20 protein-coding genes and 1 pseudogene are annotated in these 19,422 nt (G+C 67.5%); 6 read left to right on the top strand and 15 right to left on the bottom strand.

Annotated features, from left to right (window positions below):
* The first annotated feature begins 332 nt into the window (after positions 1–332).
* Positions 333–719: a DUF6394 family protein gene (locus tag ACKOQ4_RS03335; protein WP_526288792.1), complete on the top strand. Its 387-nt coding sequence runs from the start codon at positions 333–335 to the stop codon at positions 717–719.
* 43 nt (positions 720–762) lie between these two features.
* Positions 763–2,484 (top strand): potassium channel family protein, encoded by a 1,722-nt coding sequence (locus tag ACKOQ4_RS03330; RefSeq protein WP_526288790.1) that lies wholly within the window; start codon positions 763–765, stop codon positions 2,482–2,484.
* A gap of 10 nt (positions 2,485–2,494) precedes the next feature.
* Here ACKOQ4_RS03330 and ACKOQ4_RS03325 read toward each other — a convergent pair whose 3' ends face one another.
* Together ACKOQ4_RS03325 and ACKOQ4_RS03320 are read right to left on the bottom strand one after the other, a co-directional pair.
* Positions 2,495–3,271 (bottom strand): SDR family NAD(P)-dependent oxidoreductase, encoded by a 777-nt coding sequence (locus ACKOQ4_RS03325; RefSeq protein WP_526288788.1) that lies wholly within the window; start codon positions 3,269–3,271, stop codon positions 2,495–2,497.
* 117 nt (positions 3,272–3,388) lie between these two features.
* Positions 3,389–4,014 (bottom strand): annotated as a pseudogene (locus ACKOQ4_RS03320) (fasciclin domain-containing protein).
* Between ACKOQ4_RS03320 and ACKOQ4_RS03315 the strand changes: the two are divergent.
* Positions 4,007–4,225, top strand: coding sequence for a hypothetical protein (locus ACKOQ4_RS03315; RefSeq protein WP_526288806.1), 219 nt, complete (start codon positions 4,007–4,009; stop codon positions 4,223–4,225). The pseudogene ACKOQ4_RS03320 and the gene ACKOQ4_RS03315 overlap by 8 nt on opposite strands.
* A gap of 11 nt (positions 4,226–4,236) precedes the next feature.
* Here the strand turns inward: ACKOQ4_RS03315 and ACKOQ4_RS03310 are convergent, their stop codons facing one another.
* The 4 genes from ACKOQ4_RS03310 to ACKOQ4_RS03295 all read right to left on the bottom strand — a co-directional run bounded on the left by ACKOQ4_RS03310 (position 4,237) and on the right by ACKOQ4_RS03295 (position 8,222).
* The gene (locus tag ACKOQ4_RS03310) at positions 4,237–5,052 is read right to left on the bottom strand and encodes an SDR family NAD(P)-dependent oxidoreductase (protein WP_526288786.1); all 816 of its coding nucleotides are present in this window, start codon (positions 5,050–5,052) and stop codon (positions 4,237–4,239) included.
* Positions 5,049–6,959, bottom strand: coding sequence for a potassium transporter Kup (locus ACKOQ4_RS03305; protein WP_526288784.1), 1,911 nt, complete (start codon positions 6,957–6,959; stop codon positions 5,049–5,051). Before ACKOQ4_RS03305 ends, ACKOQ4_RS03310 begins: the two co-directional genes overlap by 4 nt.
* A gap of 70 nt (positions 6,960–7,029) precedes the next feature.
* Positions 7,030–7,686, bottom strand: coding sequence for an LOG family protein (locus tag ACKOQ4_RS03300; RefSeq protein ID WP_526288782.1), 657 nt, complete (start codon positions 7,684–7,686; stop codon positions 7,030–7,032).
* Between the two features lie 161 nt (positions 7,687–7,847).
* A complete protein-coding gene (locus tag ACKOQ4_RS03295) occupies positions 7,848–8,222 on the bottom strand; it encodes a nuclear transport factor 2 family protein (protein ID WP_526288780.1) in 375 nt (124 codons plus the stop codon).
* A 386-nt stretch (positions 8,223–8,608) separates the two neighbouring features.
* Between ACKOQ4_RS03295 and ACKOQ4_RS03290 the strand changes: the two genes are divergently transcribed.
* Positions 8,609–9,484, top strand: a complete 876-nt coding sequence (locus ACKOQ4_RS03290; RefSeq protein ID WP_526288778.1) for an acyl-CoA thioesterase domain-containing protein — start codon at positions 8,609–8,611, stop codon at positions 9,482–9,484.
* A 52-nt stretch (positions 9,485–9,536) separates the two neighbouring features.
* Here ACKOQ4_RS03290 and ACKOQ4_RS03285 read toward each other — a convergent pair whose 3' ends face one another.
* Positions 9,537–9,812 (bottom strand): hypothetical protein, encoded by a 276-nt coding sequence (locus ACKOQ4_RS03285; protein WP_526288776.1) that lies wholly within the window; start codon positions 9,810–9,812, stop codon positions 9,537–9,539.
* Positions 9,813–10,111: 299 nt separating this feature from the next.
* Here ACKOQ4_RS03285 and ACKOQ4_RS03280 point away from each other — a divergent pair, with 299 nt between their 5' ends.
* Positions 10,112–10,723, top strand: a complete 612-nt coding sequence (locus ACKOQ4_RS03280; protein ID WP_526288774.1) for a hypothetical protein — start codon at positions 10,112–10,114, stop codon at positions 10,721–10,723.
* A 75-nt stretch (positions 10,724–10,798) separates the two neighbouring features.
* Here the strand turns inward: ACKOQ4_RS03280 and ACKOQ4_RS03275 are convergent, their stop codons facing one another.
* The 4 genes from ACKOQ4_RS03275 to ACKOQ4_RS03260 form a co-directional block, all read right to left on the bottom strand.
* Entirely contained in the window at positions 10,799–13,627 is a 2,829-nt protein-coding gene (locus tag ACKOQ4_RS03275) for an MMPL/RND family transporter (protein WP_526288772.1), read from the bottom strand.
* Positions 13,624–14,064 carry an MmpS family transport accessory protein gene (locus ACKOQ4_RS03270; RefSeq protein ID WP_526288770.1) on the bottom strand — a complete coding sequence of 147 codons (441 nt, stop codon included), beginning with the start codon at positions 14,062–14,064 and terminating at the stop codon, positions 13,624–13,626. The genes ACKOQ4_RS03275 and ACKOQ4_RS03270 overlap by 4 nt, the downstream gene beginning before the upstream one ends.
* Before the next feature lie 113 nt (positions 14,065–14,177).
* Positions 14,178–14,441 carry a hypothetical protein gene (locus tag ACKOQ4_RS03265; RefSeq protein WP_526288768.1) on the bottom strand — a complete coding sequence of 88 codons (264 nt, stop codon included), beginning with the start codon at positions 14,439–14,441 and terminating at the stop codon, positions 14,178–14,180.
* Between the two features lie 141 nt (positions 14,442–14,582).
* Positions 14,583–15,383: a bestrophin-like domain gene (locus tag ACKOQ4_RS03260; protein WP_526288804.1), complete on the bottom strand. Its 801-nt coding sequence runs from the start codon at positions 15,381–15,383 to the stop codon at positions 14,583–14,585.
* 235 nt (positions 15,384–15,618) lie between these two features.
* Here ACKOQ4_RS03260 and ACKOQ4_RS03255 point away from each other — a divergent pair, with 235 nt between their 5' ends.
* A complete protein-coding gene (locus ACKOQ4_RS03255) occupies positions 15,619–16,005 on the top strand; it encodes a hypothetical protein (protein WP_526288766.1) in 387 nt (128 codons plus the stop codon).
* On the opposite strand, the gene ACKOQ4_RS03250 is transcribed toward ACKOQ4_RS03255, so the two are convergent.
* The 4 genes from ACKOQ4_RS03250 to ACKOQ4_RS03235 form a co-directional block, all read right to left on the bottom strand.
* Complete coding sequence (locus ACKOQ4_RS03250) at positions 15,974–16,282, bottom strand: hypothetical protein (RefSeq protein WP_526288764.1); 309 nt, start codon at positions 16,280–16,282, stop codon at positions 15,974–15,976. The genes ACKOQ4_RS03255 and ACKOQ4_RS03250 overlap by 32 nt on opposite strands.
* 522 nt (positions 16,283–16,804) lie before the next feature.
* Entirely contained in the window at positions 16,805–16,969 is a 165-nt protein-coding gene (locus tag ACKOQ4_RS03245; protein WP_526288762.1) for a hypothetical protein, read from the bottom strand.
* Positions 16,970–17,082: 113 nt separating this feature from the next.
* Complete coding sequence (locus ACKOQ4_RS03240; protein WP_526288760.1) at positions 17,083–18,069, bottom strand: alpha/beta fold hydrolase; 987 nt, start codon at positions 18,067–18,069, stop codon at positions 17,083–17,085.
* 34 nt (positions 18,070–18,103) lie between these two features.
* Positions 18,104–19,345, bottom strand: coding sequence for an FAD-dependent oxidoreductase (locus ACKOQ4_RS03235; protein WP_526288758.1), 1,242 nt, complete (start codon positions 19,343–19,345; stop codon positions 18,104–18,106).
* Between the last annotated feature and the right edge of the window lie 77 nt (positions 19,346–19,422).

Below are 19,422 nucleotides of genomic sequence, written 5' to 3'. Positions count from 1 at the left end.
TGACTGATCCGTGGCATCTCGCCCCTCCATCCCCGAAAGGCCGTGATGAACTCGGGCGAAGCCGACCGGCCTCCCGGATTCTAAAACGGGGCGCTTCGCTGCCGCCGGGAAATGTCCGGGCACCGGGGGGCAGACCGCCGGACGCCGGCGGAAAGTTAAAGGCGCTCTGGCAAGACTTCTTAGCGACACGTTAGCCCTGCAGCCCCGCCGCCTTATTTTCCGGCAATAGGGTGAACCCCGTGCTACTCGACGTTCGCTGGTTGCAGTACCTGCTGAAGCGCTCCGGCCGCAAGTAGCCCGGGCCGGGCCGGGCTAGGCATTAGGCTGCCGATGTGAACCTCGAGAAGGTGGTGTTCGGCTTCTTTGTTCTGCTGGCCGCCACACTGAACTTCGGCTTCTTCGTCGGCGATATCAGTGACCCCGAAGTCCACAACTCCTGGGAGTTGTTCAGCGCGCTGGTCGTCGCCCTGATCACCACGGTCCTGAAGTTCGGCGACAGCACCCAGCTTGGCGCCGTGCACCTAGCCACCAGTCTGGTCGCACTGCTGCAACTGGCCGCGGCCGCGGGCATGTGGATCTGGGCTACCCAGGTCTCCCCCCACGGACTCGACGGGCACGCCACCGCAAGCGTGGTTTCGCTCTCAGGCGGGGCGCTGCTGGCCAACCTGGTGTCCGTGACACTGCTGGTCGTCGAGACCGCCACGTTCCGCCGCCGGTAAGCCGTCGATGCCACGCCCCTTCCACCTGTGGAGCCGACGGCGGGTGAGCTCAGGGCAAACACCGACCCGGATTCCGTCGGCGGTCCCGACGACCGAGGCGATCTTCCTGATCATGCGGAGGATGCGCGCACCCATTCTCGTGGTGATCACCGCGTTCAGCTTCTGCACCGCGGGGATGATGTTCATACCGGGAGTCGACCCGGAGGGAAACCCGCACCGGCTGAACATCTTCGACGCCTTCTACCAGATGACCATCACGCTGACGACGGTCGGTTTCACCGAGGCGCCCTACCCCTTCAGCTATCCGCAGCGAATGTGGATGACGATGTCGATCTTCGTGCTCGTCATCAGCTGGGCCTACGCCATCGCGGTGTTCTTCGCGCTGATCCAGAGTTCGGCGTTCCAGTCGGCCGTCGCCGCGCAGCAGTTCCGGCGGCAGGTCCGCCGGCTGGTGGAACCCTTCGTCATCGTCGCCGGCTACGGCGATGCCGGCCGCATCGTGGGCGCCGACCTTGACGAGCACTACCGCCGGTTCGTCGTCATCGACGAGCGGGAGGACAGGATCCAGTCGGTGGTCTCCGAGCAACTCAGCTTCGACGTCCCGGCGCTGCAGGCCGACTGCGCCACGCCGGCGATACTGGGCATGGCCGGCCTCGGGCACCGGGATTGCGAGGGAGTGCTGGCACTGACCGACGACGACGACACCAACCTCGCGGTGGTGATGACGGCCGCCCTGCTTCGACCGGATCTGCCGGTGCTCGGCCGCTGCGCCCAGCAGCGAACCCGGCGCCGGATGGAACACTTCGCCGCGGAGTCGGCGATCAATGCCGACGACAGGTTCGGCGACTACCTGGCGCTGTCGATCCACCAACCGGTCAGCCACCAACTGCTGCGCTGGCTGATGGACAACGATCAGGAGCAGTTGCTGCCGGCCCGGCGGGATCTGGCCGGACGCAGATGGGTGGTGTGCGCGGAGGGCGAGTTCGCCGACGCGGTGGTCTCCGATCTCGCCGCCGTCGGCGTCGCCGTCGACCGTGTCGACCCCGACACCGAGTACCCCGACCTGTCCGGATCGGTGGGCTTTGTCATCGGCACCGGCAACGACGCGGTCAACATCGCGATGGCCGAGCATGCCCGGCACTCGAACCCCGCTGTCTACCTGGTGCTTCGGCAGCAGACCAACGCCAACAAGGCACTGCTGGAGACGTTGCACATCGACTCGGTGTACATCGACACCGAAGTCATCGCCCGGGAGGTGCTCGCCCGCATTCTGACGCCGACGTTCTGGAGTTTCGTCGAACACGCCCTCACCCGTAACGAGAGGTGGGCTACGCAGGTACGCGACCACCTCGAGGACCGCTGCGGCCGGCGCACCCCCGAGCGGGAGGTGATCACGATTTCCGACCAGGAGGCGCCCGCCGTCGCCGACTGGCTGCGACGCGGCAACACCCTGACTCTGTGGGACCTGATGCGACAGCCCGACGACCGCGGGGAGACACTGCCCCTGGCCGCGCTGCTGCTGATCCGCTCCGGCGAGTACCACTTCATGCCGGACGAGGAGACTCCGTTGGCCCTTGATGACCAGGTGCTGATCGTGGGTAAGCCAGCGGGACTCTCCCAGGTGCGCGAGGTCTGCTACCACCCCGCGACCGTGGAGTACCTGGCCACCGGCCGCGAGGTTCCCCTGACGTGGGTGTGGGGCAAGCTCACCGCCCGGCGCAGGGCCCGGGCGACGTCGTCGTCCTCATCCGCCTCGGACCGCTGAATCCGACGAGCTACTTCGGCGGCATCCGGATTCCGCCGTCGACGCGGACCACCTCGGCGTTCATGTAGGAATTCGTGATCAGTTCGATGACCATCGAGGCCAGTTCCTCCGGCTTGCCGAGGCGGTGCGGGAACAGCACCGACTGGCCGAGCTTGGCCTTGAACGCCTCGGAGGCCTCGCCCTCGCCGTAGATCGGGGTGTCGATCAGGCCCGGCGCCACGGTGTTGACCCGGATCCCTACGGCCGCGAGATCGCGGGCCACCGGCAGGGTGAGCCCGACGACTCCGCCCTTGGACGACGAGTACGCGGCCTGACCGATCTGGCCGTCGAAGGCCGCGACGCTGGTCATGTTCACAATCGCGCCGCGCTCACCGGTGGCGGTGGGTTCGAGCCGGCTCATCGCGGTGGCCGCGATGCGGATGCAGTCGAACGTGCCGACCAGGTTGATCGCGATGACCTTCTTGTAGGTGTCGAGGTTGTGCGCGGAGGCGAACTCGCCGTCCTTGCCGATGGTGCGCTGCGCCCAGCCGACGCCGGCGGAGTTGACCAGTGCGCGCAGCGGCCCGAGATCCATCGCGGTGTTGACCGCGTCGATGATCTGCTCGGTGTCGGTGACGTCGACCGGGACGAACACCCCGCCGATCTCCTCGGCGAGCGCCTGCCCGCGCTCGGCCTGCATGTCGGCGATGACGACCCGGGCACCGAGGTCGGCCAGCTGTCGGGCGGTGGCGGCGCCGATACCCGAGGCCCCGCCGGTGACGATTGCGCTTGTTCCGTTGAGTTCCACGGCGCTGAGCTTACTGACAGCTCATTGACCGGCAGCGGGCCGCACCGGCTGCCTCGGTGGAGCAGGTGGGGGCCGGCCTCACGGCCGGCCCCCACCCGTCGAGGGTGTGAACGGTGCCTACGGCGTCGGGCTGGCCGGAGTCGAGGGCGTGGCCGGAGGCATCAGGACGGTGTCGATCAGGTACAGCGTCCCGTTGCTCGCCTTGATGCCGCCGCACACCAGACCCGCGTCGCCGACCTTGAGGTCGTTGCCGGAGCCGGTGACCGTCACAGAGGCGCCCTGCAGCGTCTTGTGCTCGCCCGCGACCTTGTCCGGGCCGGCCTGGCCTGACACGACGTGGTAGGTCAGGATCGAGGTCAGCAGATCGGCGTCGGTCTTGAGCTTGTCCAGAGTGGCCGCGTCGATCTTGGCGAACGCCTCGTCGGTGGGCGCGAAGACCGTGTATTCGCCGGTGTTGAGCGTGTCAACCAGATTGACCTTGGGATTGAGCTTGCCGGACAGCGCCGAGGACAGCGTCGAGAGCACCGGGCTGTTGGAGGCCGCCGTCGCCACCGGGTCTTTGGCCAGGCCCGCGACCGAACCCGGCCCCGAGGGCACCTTCTCGGCGTATCCCGCGCAGCCGGAGCCGATCAGGTCGGTGAGAGCGGGTGCGCCCATCGCCGAGGTGACCCCGAAGACGCCGCCGACGCGGCCGACGAGGCCGCCGAACCGGCGGAGGACGCAGCCGAAGCGGCGGTGGACATCGCGCTGCTCGCCGCCTTGTCCGCTTCCTTGGTGGCCGACGAGCAGCCGGAGATCGTCAGCGCGGCTGCGGCCGCCAGACCGGTGGCGATCAGAAAAGACCTGTTGACGGGCATGGGGTTCCCCTTATTTCTCGTGTTCGAACCGCCCGGGCGGGCGGCCGATTCGCCTTCGACGTTAATTCGGCACCCGGCGGCGAATGGATTGCTGTGATCAGCGCCACATCAACGATAACCCCCGTCGACCATCACCACCTGGCCCATCAGATAGGGCATCGTCAGCAGATGGGCTGCGCAGCGGGCCACTTCCTCGGGATCGGCCCAGCGGCGCATCCAGATCCTGGCCGACTCCCTCTCCCGGAGATCGGGCGGCAGCGTGGCATTCATCTCGGTGTTGATCCAGCCCGGCGCCAGCCCGTTGACGCAGATCCGCATCTCGGCCAGCCGCTCGGCGGCCGTGCGGACCACCATGTTGGCCGCCGCCTTCGAGGAGTCGTAGTGGGCTGAAACCGGGTCCTGGCTGTTGATCCCGTTGGTCGAGGTGATCAGCAGGATCCTGCCGCGGAAGTCGCCCTGCAGCGGGTTCCGCTCCATCGCCAGGGCGGCGTGTTTGGTGACCAGAAAAGCGCCGGTGGTGTTGACGTTGTGGACCGTGTCCCACTCGTGCCCGGTCTGATCGAGGAAGGCGGTGTTGGGAGAAACCCCGGCACTGTGAATCAGATAGTCGACGTGCGGGACTTGCCTGAAGAACGCCGCGACCGAGGCTTCGTCACCCACGTCGCAACCGAGGGCGGTGACCGTCGACGGCGCCGGGCCCGCCGCGGCGCGTATACGTTCGAGCGCGCTGTCGACCTTTGCGGCGTCGACGCCGCCGTCGGGACGTCGATGCGCCGAGACCACCACGTCGCCGCCGCAGCGCGCGATCAACTCGGCGCACGCCAGTCCGATACCGCTGACGCCGCCGGTGATGACGGTTGTGGTCGCGCTGAAATCAAAGACCGCCCTGCCCATCTCACCCTTTCCCATCAGGGTCTCTCTCACAACTCGATGCGCGCGCCGACGATGGCCGTCCGGTCGAGCGGAAGGCTGAAGTAGGACGCGGAGTCCGCCGCGATGTGGGAGGTCGCCACGAACAGTCTCTTGCGCCACCGTGCCATCGTCGGCTCCGGCCCGGGGACGACGTCCACCCGGGACAGGAAGTAGGAAACGTCGCCGCAGTCGATCGAAGGGTCGATCAGCCGAAGTACTGCCGGCACGTCAGGGTCCTCCATATAGCCGAAACTGGCCTTGGCGAACATGATTCGGCCGTCGCCTGATCCCAGCTCCTCGATCGAGACCCGGTCCGACTCGGCGACGCGGGGCACCGGTGGGCTGTCGACGGACAGCACGATCACCCGATCGTGGAGGACCTTGTTGTGTTCCACGTTGGCGCGCAACGCCATCGGCGCGGTCTCGGCGGCACGATTGAGGAAGATCGCCGTGCCCGGCACGTGGGCCAGGGGTGGCTGCCGCCGGGAGATCTCGGCGACGAACTGGCGCAACGGGCCTTCAGCTCGGGTCCGCAACTCCGAGACGATCCGGCTTCCGCGTTGCCAGGTCATCAGCACGGTGAAGGTCAGCACCGCGATGACCAAGGGCAGCCAGGCCCCGTAGGGCAGCTTGACGACGTTGGCGGCCAGGAAAGCGACGTCGACCGTCAGCAGCGCTCCTCCCCCGATGACCACCAGCCAGAGCGGCGCCCGGAAGTGCGTCCGGGCGATGTAGAGGAACAGCAGTGTGGTGATCGCGATGGTGCCCGCCACGGCCATGCCGTAGGTGTAGGCCAACGCCGTGGAACTGCGGAAGAAGAAGACCAGCAACAGCACCGCGACGACGAGCACCCCGTTGATCCACGGGACGTAGATCTGGCCGATCGAGGACTCCGAGGTGTGCCGCACGCGCAGCCGGGGCAGATAACCCAGTTGCACGGCCTGGGAGGCGACCGAGAACGCCCCGGTGATGACCGCCTGCGAGGCGATGACGGTGGCCGCGGTGGCCAGCACGATCATCGGCAGCTGCGCCCACTGCGGCACCAGCAGGAAGAACGGCGATTTCACCATGTCGTGGTCGCTGAGCAGTTCGGCGCCCTGGCCGAAGTAGTTCAGTGTCAGCGCCGGCAGCACACCGCCCAGCCAGGCCGTCGTGATCGCCCTGCGGCCGAAGTGGCCCATGTCGGCATACAGCGCCTCGGCGCCGGTGACGGCGAGCACGATCCCCGCCAGCGAATAGAACGCCGCCGACGGGTAGTTCACGACGAAGTCCAGGGCATAGCTCGGCGAGAGCGCCCGAAGGATGCGGGGGTGCATCGCGATTCCCCGCACTCCGAGGACGGCGATCGCGACGAACCACACCACCATCACCGGGCCGAAGAAGCGTCCGACGACCTCGGTTCCCTTGCGCTGCATGGCGAACAGTCCCGCGATCACCACTGCGGTGATCGGTATGACGAAAACCTCCAGGCCCGGGTCGATGACCTTGAGTCCTTCCACCGCGGAGAGCACCGAGATGGCCGGTGTGATCATGCTGTCGCCGAAGAACAGCGCCACGCCGAGGACGCCGATCGCGGTCAGCACCGCGACGGTGCGCGGGTTGCCCTCGCCGTAGCGGCGCAGCAGCGCGACCAGAGCCATCACCCCGCCTTCGCCGCCGTTGTCGACGCGCATCACCAGGACGACGTAGGTCAGCGTGACGATGATCATCACCGACCAGAACACCAGCGAGACCACGCCGTAGACGTGAAGCTGGCCCATGGACATCGGATGCGGTCCGCCCGGGGCGAACAACGTGGCCATGCTGTAGAGCGGACTGGTCCCGATATCGCCGAAGACCACCCCGAGCGCGGCCAGCACCACGCCGGCCTTGACCGGTATCGCGGGCGCGTGAGCAGCGCGCGCCGAGTCGGTCAGCATCGGGGTCTGCCCTTCGGTCGGAGGCCGTGAAGCTACTAGGCGTGGATGCTATGCCTCTCGGTGGGAGATCTCACGAGGCCTGAGCCAGTTCGGTCTGCTGGTCGTCATGCTCGGGCAGGTAGAGGTAGTCGGCGGGGTCGTGCCGGCCGGGCCGGTGGGCGATCAGTGCCGGCAGCGCGTCGGCGGCGTCGTCGACGACGATGAGGGCTTCGCGGATGGCCGGCCGGATGAACTTGTGCTCGATGCCGTGGTCGATCATCGCCATCATGGGGCCGTAGAAGCCGTTGTGGTTGACGATCACGATGGGCTTGGCGTGATCGCCGAGCTGCCGGCCGACGACGACCTCGAAGAACTCCTCGTAGGTGCCCAGTCCGCCGGGCAGGATCACGAAGGCGTCGGCCAGTTCCATCATCAGGCTGCGCCGCTCCGGCATGGTCGCGACGATCCGGGACTCGTCGCAGTGCTCCGAGAGGCCCTCGATAGCGTCGAGCTTCTCGGTGGTGATTCCGGTGACGCGGCCGCCGGCGGTCTTGCAGGCCTTGGCCGCCTCACCCATCAGGCCCACCCGGCCGCCGCCGAAGACCATCCGCAGCTCGTTGGCGGCCAGGGCGGCGCCGATCGTGCGGGCGGCCTCGATGAAGTGTGTGTCGATCGCCGAGCTGGCCGAGCAGTACACCGCCACCGCATTCAGAGCCGGTACCGGGTAGAGGTCGGGTGTGGTGGTCATGGTCGTGGCTCCTTGGCTTTCCAGACGGTGGTTCAGGTCACGGTGGTTCAGGTCTTCTGTGACCAGCTTCTCGCGGAACATCGCCTTGCCCCGTCGGCCAAAAGGCCCGTAGCCGGGTTGATCGGGTTGTCCCCCGATTGGTGGATGCAGACGCACTCTCCTCATGCGTCTGCGGGCGGGACCGAATGCATCACCGAGATCAACCACTTCCCGTCCACGCGCTCGAGCATCACCGATGTCGGTGCAACGATCACGCCCTGCGCGCCGTCGAGAACGTAACTCTGCGCGAGGGTGAAGGTGGCGGTGGCGTGGTCTTCGTGATCGCGAACGACGACGTCGCTCAAGACCGAGGTAATCGAATCGACGGAGGCGAACGTGGCGCCAACGAAGTCCCGGATTCGGGTCTTGCCGCGCACCCATCCCTTCGACATCTCATCCGCCATTGCTGCGTCTTCGGTCAGCAGCTCGGCGATCGCAGCGGCGTCCCTGGAGTCGATGGAGCCAAACAGCGCGTGCACGGTCTCCGTGGGATTCATGGTTACTCCTTGAGGTCAGGTCTGAATTACCTACTGATCTGGTTGGACGACGAGGGCGGGGCCGGTGCGTCGCCGGCCATTGCGCCGACCAGAGAGCGACGAGTTGCGCGGTTCATGATTTCTCCTTCGGTTCGGGTGAGGCCCGGCGGTTCGGGGCCACGCATCAACGGTCGCGTCCCGGCCGACTGTGTCGTGTCCCCTGTGCGGGCCCTCGTGCGGGCGAAACCGATGTCCACCATCCGGGGGACCTTTACTTCGCCGATGCCGTTCGGCCGCAAGGCCGGCAGCGGTACCACCGGCGCTGTCACCGCAGTGTGGCGTTCGCGCAGGCAACAAACGGTCCGAACCTCGGCGGAGAGCACCTCGGAGACAGTCATACTGGTCGCATGGTCGACAACGAGGTAGGCGCTGAGGAGGACCTCGCCCGCGATCCTGCTTACTTCACGATCGGCGCCGACGGCAGCTTCGCGCCCACCGCGGCGGCCGGCGGCCACTGGGGGGAGTCCATTCTCAGCGGTCCCGCGGTGGCGGGCCTGGCCGCCTGGTCTCTCGAGCGTGATTTCGGCGAGAGCGGGTTCCTGCCGGCCCGGTTCACCATCAACCTGATGCGGCCGGCCCGCAAGGAACCCCTGCAGGTGAAGACCCGCGCTTTGAGACACGGTCGGCGCGCCCGATACGGCGATTGCGAGGTGCTGCAGGGCGACGATCTGGTTGCCACTGCCGTCGTCGTCCTCTATCAGCAGTCCGAGGCCCCTGAGGGCCAGCAGTGGAGTCCGGCGGTCGAGTTCTATCCGCCGCTGGACCACGAGGGCGATGACCTGGTCGTCGGCAGCGACGCGGCCGGCTGGGGTGAACTCGGTGCCCGGCACCAGAACGTCAGCAGGAAACGTGCCTACTACCGCGGGCTTGACGTGATCGCCGGGCAGCCGGCGACACCCTTCGTGCGCGCCGTCGTCGTTGCCGAGGCGACCACCAACATGGTTGTCAACCGCGGCACCGACGGCATCGGCTACATCAACGGCGGCCAGACCGTGCTGCTGTACCGCACACCGCGCGGTGAGGGCCTCGGTGTGCAGGGCGACAGGCAGTTCGCCGCCGACGGAGTGGCGATCGGCAGTACGACGCTGTTCGATGACGACGGCCCGGTCGGGATCGCGTCGATAACCGCACTGGCCAATCCCGCCGCGCGGATCAACTTCACCGGCACCGCGCGCAACGACGCACCCGGCGCCGAGCTCTACACCGGCGGCAAAGACGGGTGAGGTGCCGAGATAATCCCCTCAACCGCAGATCGCCCTCCCGCCCTCGGGATGGTCAGTTGTTGCTGCCAGGGCAGGTCACATCGATGTAGGCGGTGCCGACGGCCTGGCCGGAGGTGAGGCCCTCGACGCCGGTGACCATGCACTGCGACAGCGCACCAGTCGTGCTGCCGTTGATCTGTACCGCGTAGCCCATCGCCTGTAGTTCGCTGCCGACCTGGCCGGCGTTCTCATTGGTGTAGCCGGCCGCGTGGGCTGTCGCCGCGCCGAATCCGAAGGCGGCGGCGGTGAGTGCGAATCCCATCGCGGCGGCGGGCAGGTAGCTCTTCATGTCAGTGTCTCCTTGGTTCGGAACGGTTGGTGATTGCCTTGTTTTGACTGTGCCTCATGTCCCAGGCTCATCGGATCGGCCGATCGGACCTTGAAAGACACGAGACACCCCGTCCTCCGATCGGAGGACCGGGTGCCCCTGGTACGGGTTCGGCCATTGGACACACGGGCCGCAGGAGGATCAGCGATGCTTGAGGCCAGCGGAGACCAGGATCAGACCGAGGAGTCAGTCATGCTCAGCGCCAACGGCGTCGCCCTGGTCTGCTCGGACATGATGCGCGCGCCCGACGGTGTGACTCCGTGACCTCGGCGCCGGAGGCGGCGGTCCGACTGGGGTCCACCACTGATGTCGCAGCGCTGATGGAGTTGGAGGCGCGCTATTACGTCGGCAATCTCGATCCCGCCCAGCGGGCCGACGGCTTCGTCTCGATTCTGCACAGTGCGCGGTGGTTCCACGACACGGTCGCAGACGGGGGTATACACGTCGCTGAGATCGACGGCGATATAGCAGGTTTCATCGCCGTGACCCCGCCACCGAACGCCGCCGGCCCCCGGCTGGAACCGATCATCCGGGCGGTGGTCGACCTGGCCGAGGTACTCGATTTCCGCGGCGCCCCGATTGCCCGGCAGCGCTGGGCGTTCCGTGGACCCGTGCTGATCGACCGAGCCGCGCGGGGGCGCGGGGTCTACACCGCGTTCAACGACGTCACCCGGCAGGCCTACCGCGACCGATACGACGTCGGCGTGCTGTTCGTTGCCGCCGACAACCCGCGCTCGTTGCACACCACGACCACCAAGCTGGGCGCGCAGTCCCTGGCGGAGTTCGACGCCGACGACAGGCGCTACCACTTCCTGGCCTACGCCTTCGACGGGGGGAACGCCGGCCCCGGCGGGCGGACAGGCGACCAATAGCGCTCGAAGAACATCCTCATCACCGGACAGGAGCGGATCAAGGGCTGCGAGGGCAGCCGGCGGCGTGTCGTTCCTCTACGCGGTTCGGTGGTGCTCGCCGCGCGGGAGGACGACGGCGGGCCACCAGAACCACCGTCCCAGCAGTGTCGCGATCGAGGGCATCAGCAGGGCGCGCACGATCAGGGTGTCGAGCAGCAGGCCGATGGCGATGGTGGAGCCCATCTGCGCCACCACGGTCAGGCTGCTGCCGAGCATCGCGGCCATGGTGGCGGCGAACACCAGTCCCGCCGAGGTGACGACCCCACCGGTGCCGGCCATCGCCCGGATCATGCCGGTCTTGAGGCCGGCGTGGATCTCGTCCTTGAACCGGGACACCAGCAGCAGGTTGTAGTCCGACCCGACGGCCAGCAGCACGACGACGGCGATCAACGACACCAGCCAGTGGATCTTGATGCCGAACAGGTCCTGCCAGATCAACACTGAAAGCCCGAACGAGGCGGCGATCGAACTCGCGGCGGTCCCCACGATCACCACGGCCGCCACCAGGCTGCGGATCATGACGAGCATGATCGCGAAGATCAGCGTCAGAGCCGCCACCACCGCGATCATGAGGTCGTACTTGGCGCCGTCGTGCATGTCCCGGTAGGTCGCCGCCGTGCCACCGATGAAGATCCGCGCCGACGACAGCGGGGAAACCTCGAGGGCTTGGCGCACCGCCGTGCGTTCGGCGGGAATGAGGCTGATTCCCCTCGGTGTCGCGGGGTCGCTCGCGTGGGTGATGAACATGCGCGCCGACGTGCCGTCCGGGGACAGGAACAGCTTCAAGCCGACTTGGAACTCCGGGTTGCCGAACGCTTCAGGCGGTAGGTAGAACAGGTCGCCGTTCTTGGCCGCGTCGAAACTCTGCCCCATCACCACCGCGGTGTCGTTGAGGGCCTGCATCTGGTTGAGCATCGCCTCCATCGAGTCGGCGTTGGCCAGGGTCAGCGTTCGGGTGGTTCGCATGGTCTCGATCATCGGCGGCAGCAATGCCAGTTGTTGCGGCACCAGTTCGTCGGTGCGGTCGACGTCTTTGGACAGCTCGTCGAACTTCTCGGCGAGGCTGTCGATACTGTCCAGCGAGTCGAACAGAGCCCGGGTCGAGGAGCAGACCGGAATGTCGAAGCAGTGCGGCTCCCAGTAGAAGTAGTTGCGGATGGGCCGGTAGAAGTCGTCGACGTCGGCGATGTGGTTGCGCAGTTCGTCGGTGACCGCGGCGATGGCCCTGTTCTTCTCGGCGATGTCGTGGGTGTTGGCGGTCAGTTCGCCCATGACGCCGTACATCTTCTCGGTGAGGTCGATGTTCACCTGCATCTGCACGGCGGTCTTGCGCATATCGGCCAGTTGACGTCGCATGAAGGGAAGGCCCTGGTTGGCGGTCTGGCCGGTGACGCTGTTCTGGAAAGGGATGGAACTGTGCTGGATCGGGATGCCCAGCGGCCGGGTGATGCTCTGCGTCAGCACGATTCCGTCGACGGCCAGCAGATTGCGTGCGGCCTTGTCCAGCACCAGCATGTCGGCCGTGTTGCGCATGTCGTGGTCGGCTTCGATCATGATGATGTCGGGGTTCATCCGGGCCTGGGTGAAGTGCCGTTCGGCAGCGGCGTAGCCGAGGTTGGCAGGTGCGTCGTCAGGCAGGTAGTACTGGTCGTTGTAGGCGGTGACGGCGCCCGGCAGGCCGAGCAGGCCGATCAGCACGACGACCAGGCTGGCGACCAGGATGGGGCCGGGCCAACGCACCACCGCTGTACCGACGCGGCGCCAGAACCGTTGCCGTCGGATCTTTTTCGGCGCGTAGAGGCCGATGCGGCTGCCCAGGAAGAGCACCGCCGGGCCCAAGGTGACCGACGAAAGAACCACCGTGATCATGCCGATCGCCACCGGCTCGGCCATGGTGGAGAAGTAGGGAAGCCGGGCCGCCCGCAGACAGTAGATCGCGCCGGCGATGGTCAGGCCCGAGCCGATGATGATCGGGCTCACCGAGCGAAAAGCGGTGTAGTAGGCGGTGTCGCGGTCTTCACCGGCCGCCCGGGCCTCCTTGTAGCGGCCGAAGAGGAAGATCCCGTAGTCGGTGGCGGCGGCGATCGCCAGCATCGTGAGGATGTTCGAGGCGAAGGTGGTCAAGCCGAACCGGTTGTTCTCGGCCAGCACCGCCACCACACCTTGGGAACACAGCAGTCCGATCGCGGTGAGGAACAACTGGACCAGCGTGGTCGCCACCGAACGGAACACGAACAGCAGCATCCCGGCGATCGCCACCAGGGTGTAGAGGGTGATCCGTCCCAGGCTCTCGTTGCCGATCACGTGCAGGTCGTCGGTCAGGGCGGCCGGACCGGTCACGTAGGCCTTGATCCCATTCGGCGCCGGCGTGCGGTCGACGACCGCGCGGACGGCCTCGACCGACTTGTTGGCCTCGGTGGTTCCCTGCTCGCCGGCCAGGTTGAGCATCACGTAGGCGGCCTTGCCGTCGGCGCTCTGCGAGCCCGCGGCCGTGAGCCGGTTACCCCAGAAGTTCTGGATGTGCTGGACGTGCGCCGTATCGCGTTCCAGTTGACCGACGATGTCGTCGTAGTAGCGGTGGGCGTCGTCGCCGAGTTGCTGCTGGCCCTCGATGAGGATCATCACGGTGCTGTTGGAGTTGAACTCCCCGAAGTTCGCGCCCATCCGCTTCATCGCGATCATCGAGGGCGCGTCCCGGGGAACCAGCGCCGAGGCGTGCTCCTCGCCGACGACGGCCAGCGGTGGCGCGATGGTTTTCACCAGGACGGTCAGTCCGATCCAGAACAGGATGATCGGCACCGACAAGACCCGTACGGCGCGGGCCGGCAGCGGCCGCCGGGCCGAAACGTCGGCGGGCCGGCTCATGCCGACTTCACCAGGCAGAACGTCTGCGCGCTGACACCCTCGGCGCTGCGCTCGTCACGGACGGTGCCGTCGACACTGACACTGCAGCCGATCTGGCCGCCGTCGCCCTGGGCCATGATGCTGGCCGTCATGGACGGCAGCGTGGTGGAGATGGTCAACGACCACGGCAGGCCCGCGTCCGGCACGGTGTGCAGGTTGGCGTCGGCGTCGAAGTAGCTGATCGTCGCGGTGGACCCGGGCGGACCGGACACCTCGTAGACGACGACCTTGGGGTTGAACTGCACGATCTCGATGGACGCCCCGGCGTCGGCATTGAGATCCTCCGAGGCGAACTGCCGGTGCAGCCGCAGCACCACCAGTCCGGCGACCGGCAGGACGACCGCCAGAAGAATGGGTATCCACAGTTTGGCAGCCGCGCGGGCGAGTGTGACCGCCACGATCCGACCGCCCTTCACCCGAAGCTTCCGGCTGCCCCCATTGCCTGGTTCCGACCCTGGCGAATATATCTGCCGATCCGCCCGGCCCGGGGAGCCTTGCACGGCGCGGCCGTTCAGCGGTTCAGGCAGCTGAACGCCTTGACCGCCGCCTTGGGTGCGCCCTGGATACCGTCGATCTGACCGGCACGCGTCAACGGGTTGGGGTCGCTCAGGCTGACACGGTTCGGCGTGGTTGCGGTGGTGCAGTTCGAAGCCGCCGGGGGCGCCGCGTCCGCGTGCGCCGGGACGGCGAGGGCGACTCCGGTGGCGATGCCGGCGGCGGCGGCCGTGCCTGCGGCGGCGGCGGCGATTCTGCGGACGAAGGTGTTCATGTTCACGTCGGTTCTCCTGTGTCGGTTCCGGTGGCCGCGGTTCCGGCCATCGATCAACTGTGGCCCGGGACGAGGCGATTCCATGTCGTGCGGATGGCGGGCTGCGGGGAGGAGATCGCCTTCCCCCGATCGGGGGAAAGTCTTGGGTTACCGGACCGACGGGGTCATGGTGCGGTCGTAGACGAGTTGGAACGCCTCCGGTGTGACGCTCATGCCGCGGGTTCCCCGGAACGGATGGTCGACCACCGCTGTCATGAACACGACCAGACCGACAAGCAGGGTCACGAGGCTGGTCATGGTCAGCTGGGTGCGCACCGGCTCCAGTTGGAGGAAATAGGTGGTGAGGGTGGTGATGAGCGCCCCGATCAGCAGCACCGCCCACAACGTGGCCGGGATTCCGCTTGCGACGGTGTTCAGCCTCATCACCCGGAACTCGATCATCTTGTTGAACTCGGTGATCGCGGACTGGTCGACCAGTCGTACCCGCTCGGATCGGGGCTCGAAGGTGTAGAGCGACTTCTCGAACTCCGCGAGTTTGTCGATCCCGCCGGTGGGGACGATTCCCCGTTGCTGTTCCGGCCACTCCACGTCGATCACGATCCTGGTGTAGTCACGGAGCTGATCGGTCAGCACCGTCCGCGCCGGCTCATCGTAGGAGTCGACGTCGCGGTAGACCGAACGAAGGGCAGCCGCCTCGGAGGCCACGATGTTCTGGGCGGCGACGAACTGCTGCCAGACCGCGACAGCAAGCAGAGCCAGCACCAGACCGTAAAGCAGAGTGACGGCGCCGATCACCGCGTCGACACCCTTGTTGTGGCCGGCCGGCGGGCCGATGAGCAACCGCACAACCGGTCTGGTCAGGAAGTAGCCGAGGATCCCGATGAGCACGAACACCGAACAGCACAGCAGCCCGAAAACCCATTCGGGGAGCGTGTAGATCCAGAGCATGCTGAACACAGGGCTTCTTTCAGCGGACCGTCGAGTCAGACCGCAGCGAGTTCGTGATGACGTGCGGCGGTGATGGCGGCCATGCGACCGCCATCACCGTTCCGCGATGCGTTCAGATCACGCAGCCTTTCAACCGCCGGTGATGACGTTGCCCGGCAGCGCCGTCGGAGCCGGACGGGCCCGCTCCGTGGGAGCGTAGGAGTTCGGTCCCGAACCGGAATGCGGCGGTGCCGGCGTGATCGCCTTCTCGGTCGGCTCCACTGTCGGCGCCGACGCACTCGAACTCGGCGACGACGCCGACGACGAGGTCTCCGGCGCCTTCTGCGTCGGCTCGGCCGCCGGTGCCGTCGCGCTCGAAACCGGCGCCGAAGGGGCCGTCTCGGTCGGCTTCTCCTTCGCGCCGCACGAGGTCAGCATGCCCATGCCGATCAGCGCGGCCGCACTGGCGACCATGGCCATGCGGCGCGTCAAACGCTCTGTCATCATCGTTGTTCTCCTTCTCGGATTTGCGCCGTACGGCGACTATAGGGGTATTCAGTTGTCGACGGCGATCTCTGAGCCTCAACCGCCCGAGATTCCCGTACTCCTCGTCACGCCGCCGCTTCCGGGGCAGCCTCGTTGACCCACATCTCGGCGTCGCTGAACAGGCCAGCACCGTAGGCGACGGCGAAGCCGTCGAACACCGACTCGACAGCGGCGTCCTCGACCAGCAGGTCGATCCGGAAGTTGGGGCTGAAGCGACGGGGGTCGCGCAGGGCCTGGTAGTTCACCATCGCGGCGTAACCGCGTGCGGAATCCGGATTCCGGCTGACGACCGCCGAGGCGACTCCTGCGGCCGGCAACGCGGCGGCCAAGGCCCGCCCGGACAGCTGCTCGGCGATGACGGTGATGCTCTTCATGGTCCTCAACTCCTCGTGGCGGATGAAAGCTGCTAACGCCACTCTCTCCGGCGGCAAGGGTCGGCGACGTCCACCAAGTGGGCGCAGTACCGGACCATCTCGCCGTCCTCCAAATGGAGGACAACAGGCCCGTCCTCACGATGGAGGACAACGGGCACGTCCTCACGATGGAGGACAACGGGCACGGTCACCCGACTGACGCATCCACGCCTTCGGATGCCGGCACCGCCGGGACCGCGACGAACGGGGAGTCACGGCCCGATAGATCCGCTGATCGGTGGACAGCGCATTCATCCCCATGTACGACCGATCGGATGACGGCACGGGCGGTCACGTGGGCCGATATTTGCTTCATAGGGCGCACCCGACCGGGGGCCCGATACCGAGAGGAAATCCCATGTTCGTCAACCGCACTTCCGTGATCGCTCTGGTTGGCGGTGCAATGGTCGGCGCTTCGCTGACCCTGGCCGGCCCCGTTGCCGCAGCTACGCAGGACTCGCAATGCCCCTGTGCGGCAGCGTCTCAGCCCGCCACCGCGCCGGCGACCGCACGGCAGGCCACCGCGCCGGCCACCGCGCGGCCGGTAACCGCGCCGGCCACCCGGTCCGGCGCGGGTTCGCAGGCGCCCGCCGCCGCATCGCAGGCGCCCGCCGCCCGATCGGGCGCCCCGGTGCGCAGCGTCGGCACCAGCGTCCTGCCGATCGCGCCTGTCGGCCCGTAAAACCTTCAGGACGGCGGGGAGGCCACCGGTGACCGGTGGCCTCCTTGCCGTTTCGGGGTCCGGCTCGCCGTTCGGCCGGCTACCCGCTCTGATCGATGAGCGTGGCTCCGGCCGGTGTGTTGCCCAGCGTCTGCAGGTCCAACGGTTCCCCGGCGACCGTCAGTCTGATGATGGCGGCGAGTTGGCCGGGTGCGTCGCACTGCACGTAGTGATCGGCACCCGGGACCACCCAGTAGCGGCTGCGGCCCGGCTTGCCCCGAACGTAGTTTCGCCATACATGGTCGGCGACGCGCAGCGGCGCGACTGCGTCGTGCAGGCCCCAGATGATGGTCGTGTCGACCGGGATCCTGGCCAGTGCTTCCAGCCAGATTGTCTCGCCGTCAGCCCGCTCATTGAGATACTTGATGGTGTCGGGCAGCACCGATATCCCGTCGTTGCAGGCGAAACACTCTGCCAATGCCGCGATCTCGGGATCGTCGGGAGACCGGCGCGGCATGAAGGTGGTCATTCCGAGTCCGGCCGCCAGCATCTCCGGCGTGGTCGCGGCAGCGGTCGCCCGGCCCGTCGCGTCATCCAGAAGTGCGCGCTGGAATGCCGTCAGGTTGGACAGCGGCAGGAAGATGTTGGCATTGGTCAGGAACATATCGGCCGGCATGTTGGCCGGGTGGTTCTCAGCCAGCATCGACAGGGCGATGATCCCCACGCTGGTGCCGCGATCATGGGTGAGTATGCGGTAGTCGCGAAGCCGCCACTGCTCGGTGACCAGGTGCACCAGCAGCCGGGCGTCGTCGTAAAGCGAATAGCGGTAGGGAGCCGGCGGCTTCTCCGAAAGCCCGTAGCCCGGGAAGTCAACCGTGACGATGTCGAAGTCGGAGCCGAGTTCGACCGCCAGTGCGCGGAAGTCGATGCTCGAGGTCGGAAAGCCGTGGACGAAGACCAACGCCGGCGCATCCGGGACGCCGCTGCGCCGAATGAAGAGGCGGACTTCGCGGCCGTTGTTCTCCGGGGTCGTCGACCGCCAGCGAAACGCGGTTCCGCCGGCCCGCCATTCCTCGAAGACATCCATCCGGCAAGCCTGCCACCAACTCGGGCCGGGCGGGTCAGGTGATGCGGAGATCCTTGAGCACCGCCAGGGCGGCGCGGCGGCCACTGACGAGCGCGCCCTGGATCGACGAGGTGTCGCGGTGGTCGCCGGCGACGTACACCCCGCCGGCGGTGCGCACCGGGCGCTGCAGTTCGAACGGGACCGGCATCGCCGGCAGCGCATAGGGAATCGGGTAACACCCGATGAGGTCCCACTGGGTCGTCGGCACGCCGTAGAGCCACTCGAGGTGTTTCCGGACGGGCTCCTCCGGCCCGTTCCAGATACCGAGCGCCGACGCGGCGACCAATGCACTGCCCGGCGGGGCGTAGTCGGGTGCGGCATGGCTGAGCACCACGGTGTTGACCAGCGGCCCGCGCCGACTGCCGTCAAGGGTCAGCACGGCGTGACCGTCGGCGAGGTCCTCCGGTGCGCACTCGGGTCGGTAATACCACGTAGTGACCGCATGGGCAGCGGGCGCGCGGACTTCGGCGACGAGGCCCTCGGCGGCGGCCGGGTCGGTGGCGACGATCACTGCCTCGGCGGTGTGGGAATCACCGCCGGCGACATCGACACCTTTTGCCGCGACGGCGGCGACGCGGTGGCCGAGTCGCACGTCCATGCCGGCGGCGAGCTGTTCGGGGATGCGCTGCATGCCAAGGGCGGGCACCGCAGGTGTGCCGCGGACGAAGGACTTGAGCACGACGTCGAGGAACCGCCGCGACGTGGCCAGCTCCGACTCGAGGAAGACACCGGAAAGGAACGGTCGCAGCACGGTTTCCATCAGGGTGCGGTCCACCCCGGCGCGGCGCAGCGCCTCCTCGGTCGTGACGTCGGGTGTCCTGCCCAGCGAGGCAACCGAGCGCACCGCGCACGTGGCGGCATAGGCGCCGAACCGGGCGATCGACAGCGGCGAGCCGATGCGCGCGAGCAGTGACGGCACCGCCCACGACGGCTGGCGACGCGGGTCGGCGACGCGTTCGACCCGGCGCCTCCCGCCCCGCTCGACCACGATGCGGGCCCCGGCGACGAACGGCCGCAGACTCAGGGCGTCATGGTCGAGCACCCGCGCGCCCTCGGGGTAGGCCGGGTTGTAGAGCTGGAACCCGCGATCGAGGCGGTAACCGTCGACGACGTCGGTGCGCACCCGTCCGCCCACCGCGTCGGCGCTCTCCAGAACCGTCACGGCAATCTCCCGCCTGGTGAGATACCGGGCCGCCGCCAGGCCGCTCAGTCCGGCTCCCACGACGACCACTGTCACGACCGACACGGTATAAGACCGTGGCCGCCGGGCGCATCGTCCAGCCGCCGGAGCCTGCCGACCGGGTTGCCGTCCAC

This window comes from Mycobacterium sp., assembly GCF_046095365.1.
GTDB lineage: Bacteria > Actinomycetota > Actinomycetes > Mycobacteriales > Mycobacteriaceae > Mycobacterium.
This window is presented reverse-complemented; position numbering and strand designations above follow the sequence as displayed.

Coding starts and splice junctions, on each gene's coding strand:
- ACKOQ4_RS03305 (WP_526288784.1), bottom strand. CDS start 6,959: ATGCTGACCGACTCGGCGCGCGCTGCTCACGCGCCCGCGATACCGGTC.
- ACKOQ4_RS03275 (WP_526288772.1), bottom strand. CDS start 13,627: ATGAGCCGGCCCGCCGACGTTTCGGCCCGGCGGCCGCTGCCGGCCCGC.
- ACKOQ4_RS03290 (WP_526288778.1), top strand. CDS start 8,609: ATGGTCGACAACGAGGTAGGCGCTGAGGAGGACCTCGCCCGCGATCCT.
- ACKOQ4_RS03285 (WP_526288776.1), bottom strand. CDS start 9,812: ATGAAGAGCTACCTGCCCGCCGCCGCGATGGGATTCGCACTCACCGCC.
- ACKOQ4_RS03300 (WP_526288782.1), bottom strand. CDS start 7,686: ATGACCACCACACCCGACCTCTACCCGGTACCGGCTCTGAATGCGGTG.
- ACKOQ4_RS03250 (WP_526288764.1), bottom strand. CDS start 16,282: ATGAAGAGCATCACCGTCATCGCCGAGCAGCTGTCCGGGCGGGCCTTG.
- ACKOQ4_RS03295 (WP_526288780.1), bottom strand. CDS start 8,222: ATGAATCCCACGGAGACCGTGCACGCGCTGTTTGGCTCCATCGACTCC.
- ACKOQ4_RS03260 (WP_526288804.1), bottom strand. CDS start 15,383: ATGCTCTGGATCTACACGCTCCCCGAATGGGTTTTCGGGCTGCTGTGC.
- ACKOQ4_RS03240 (WP_526288760.1), bottom strand. CDS start 18,069: ATGGATGTCTTCGAGGAATGGCGGGCCGGCGGAACCGCGTTTCGCTGG.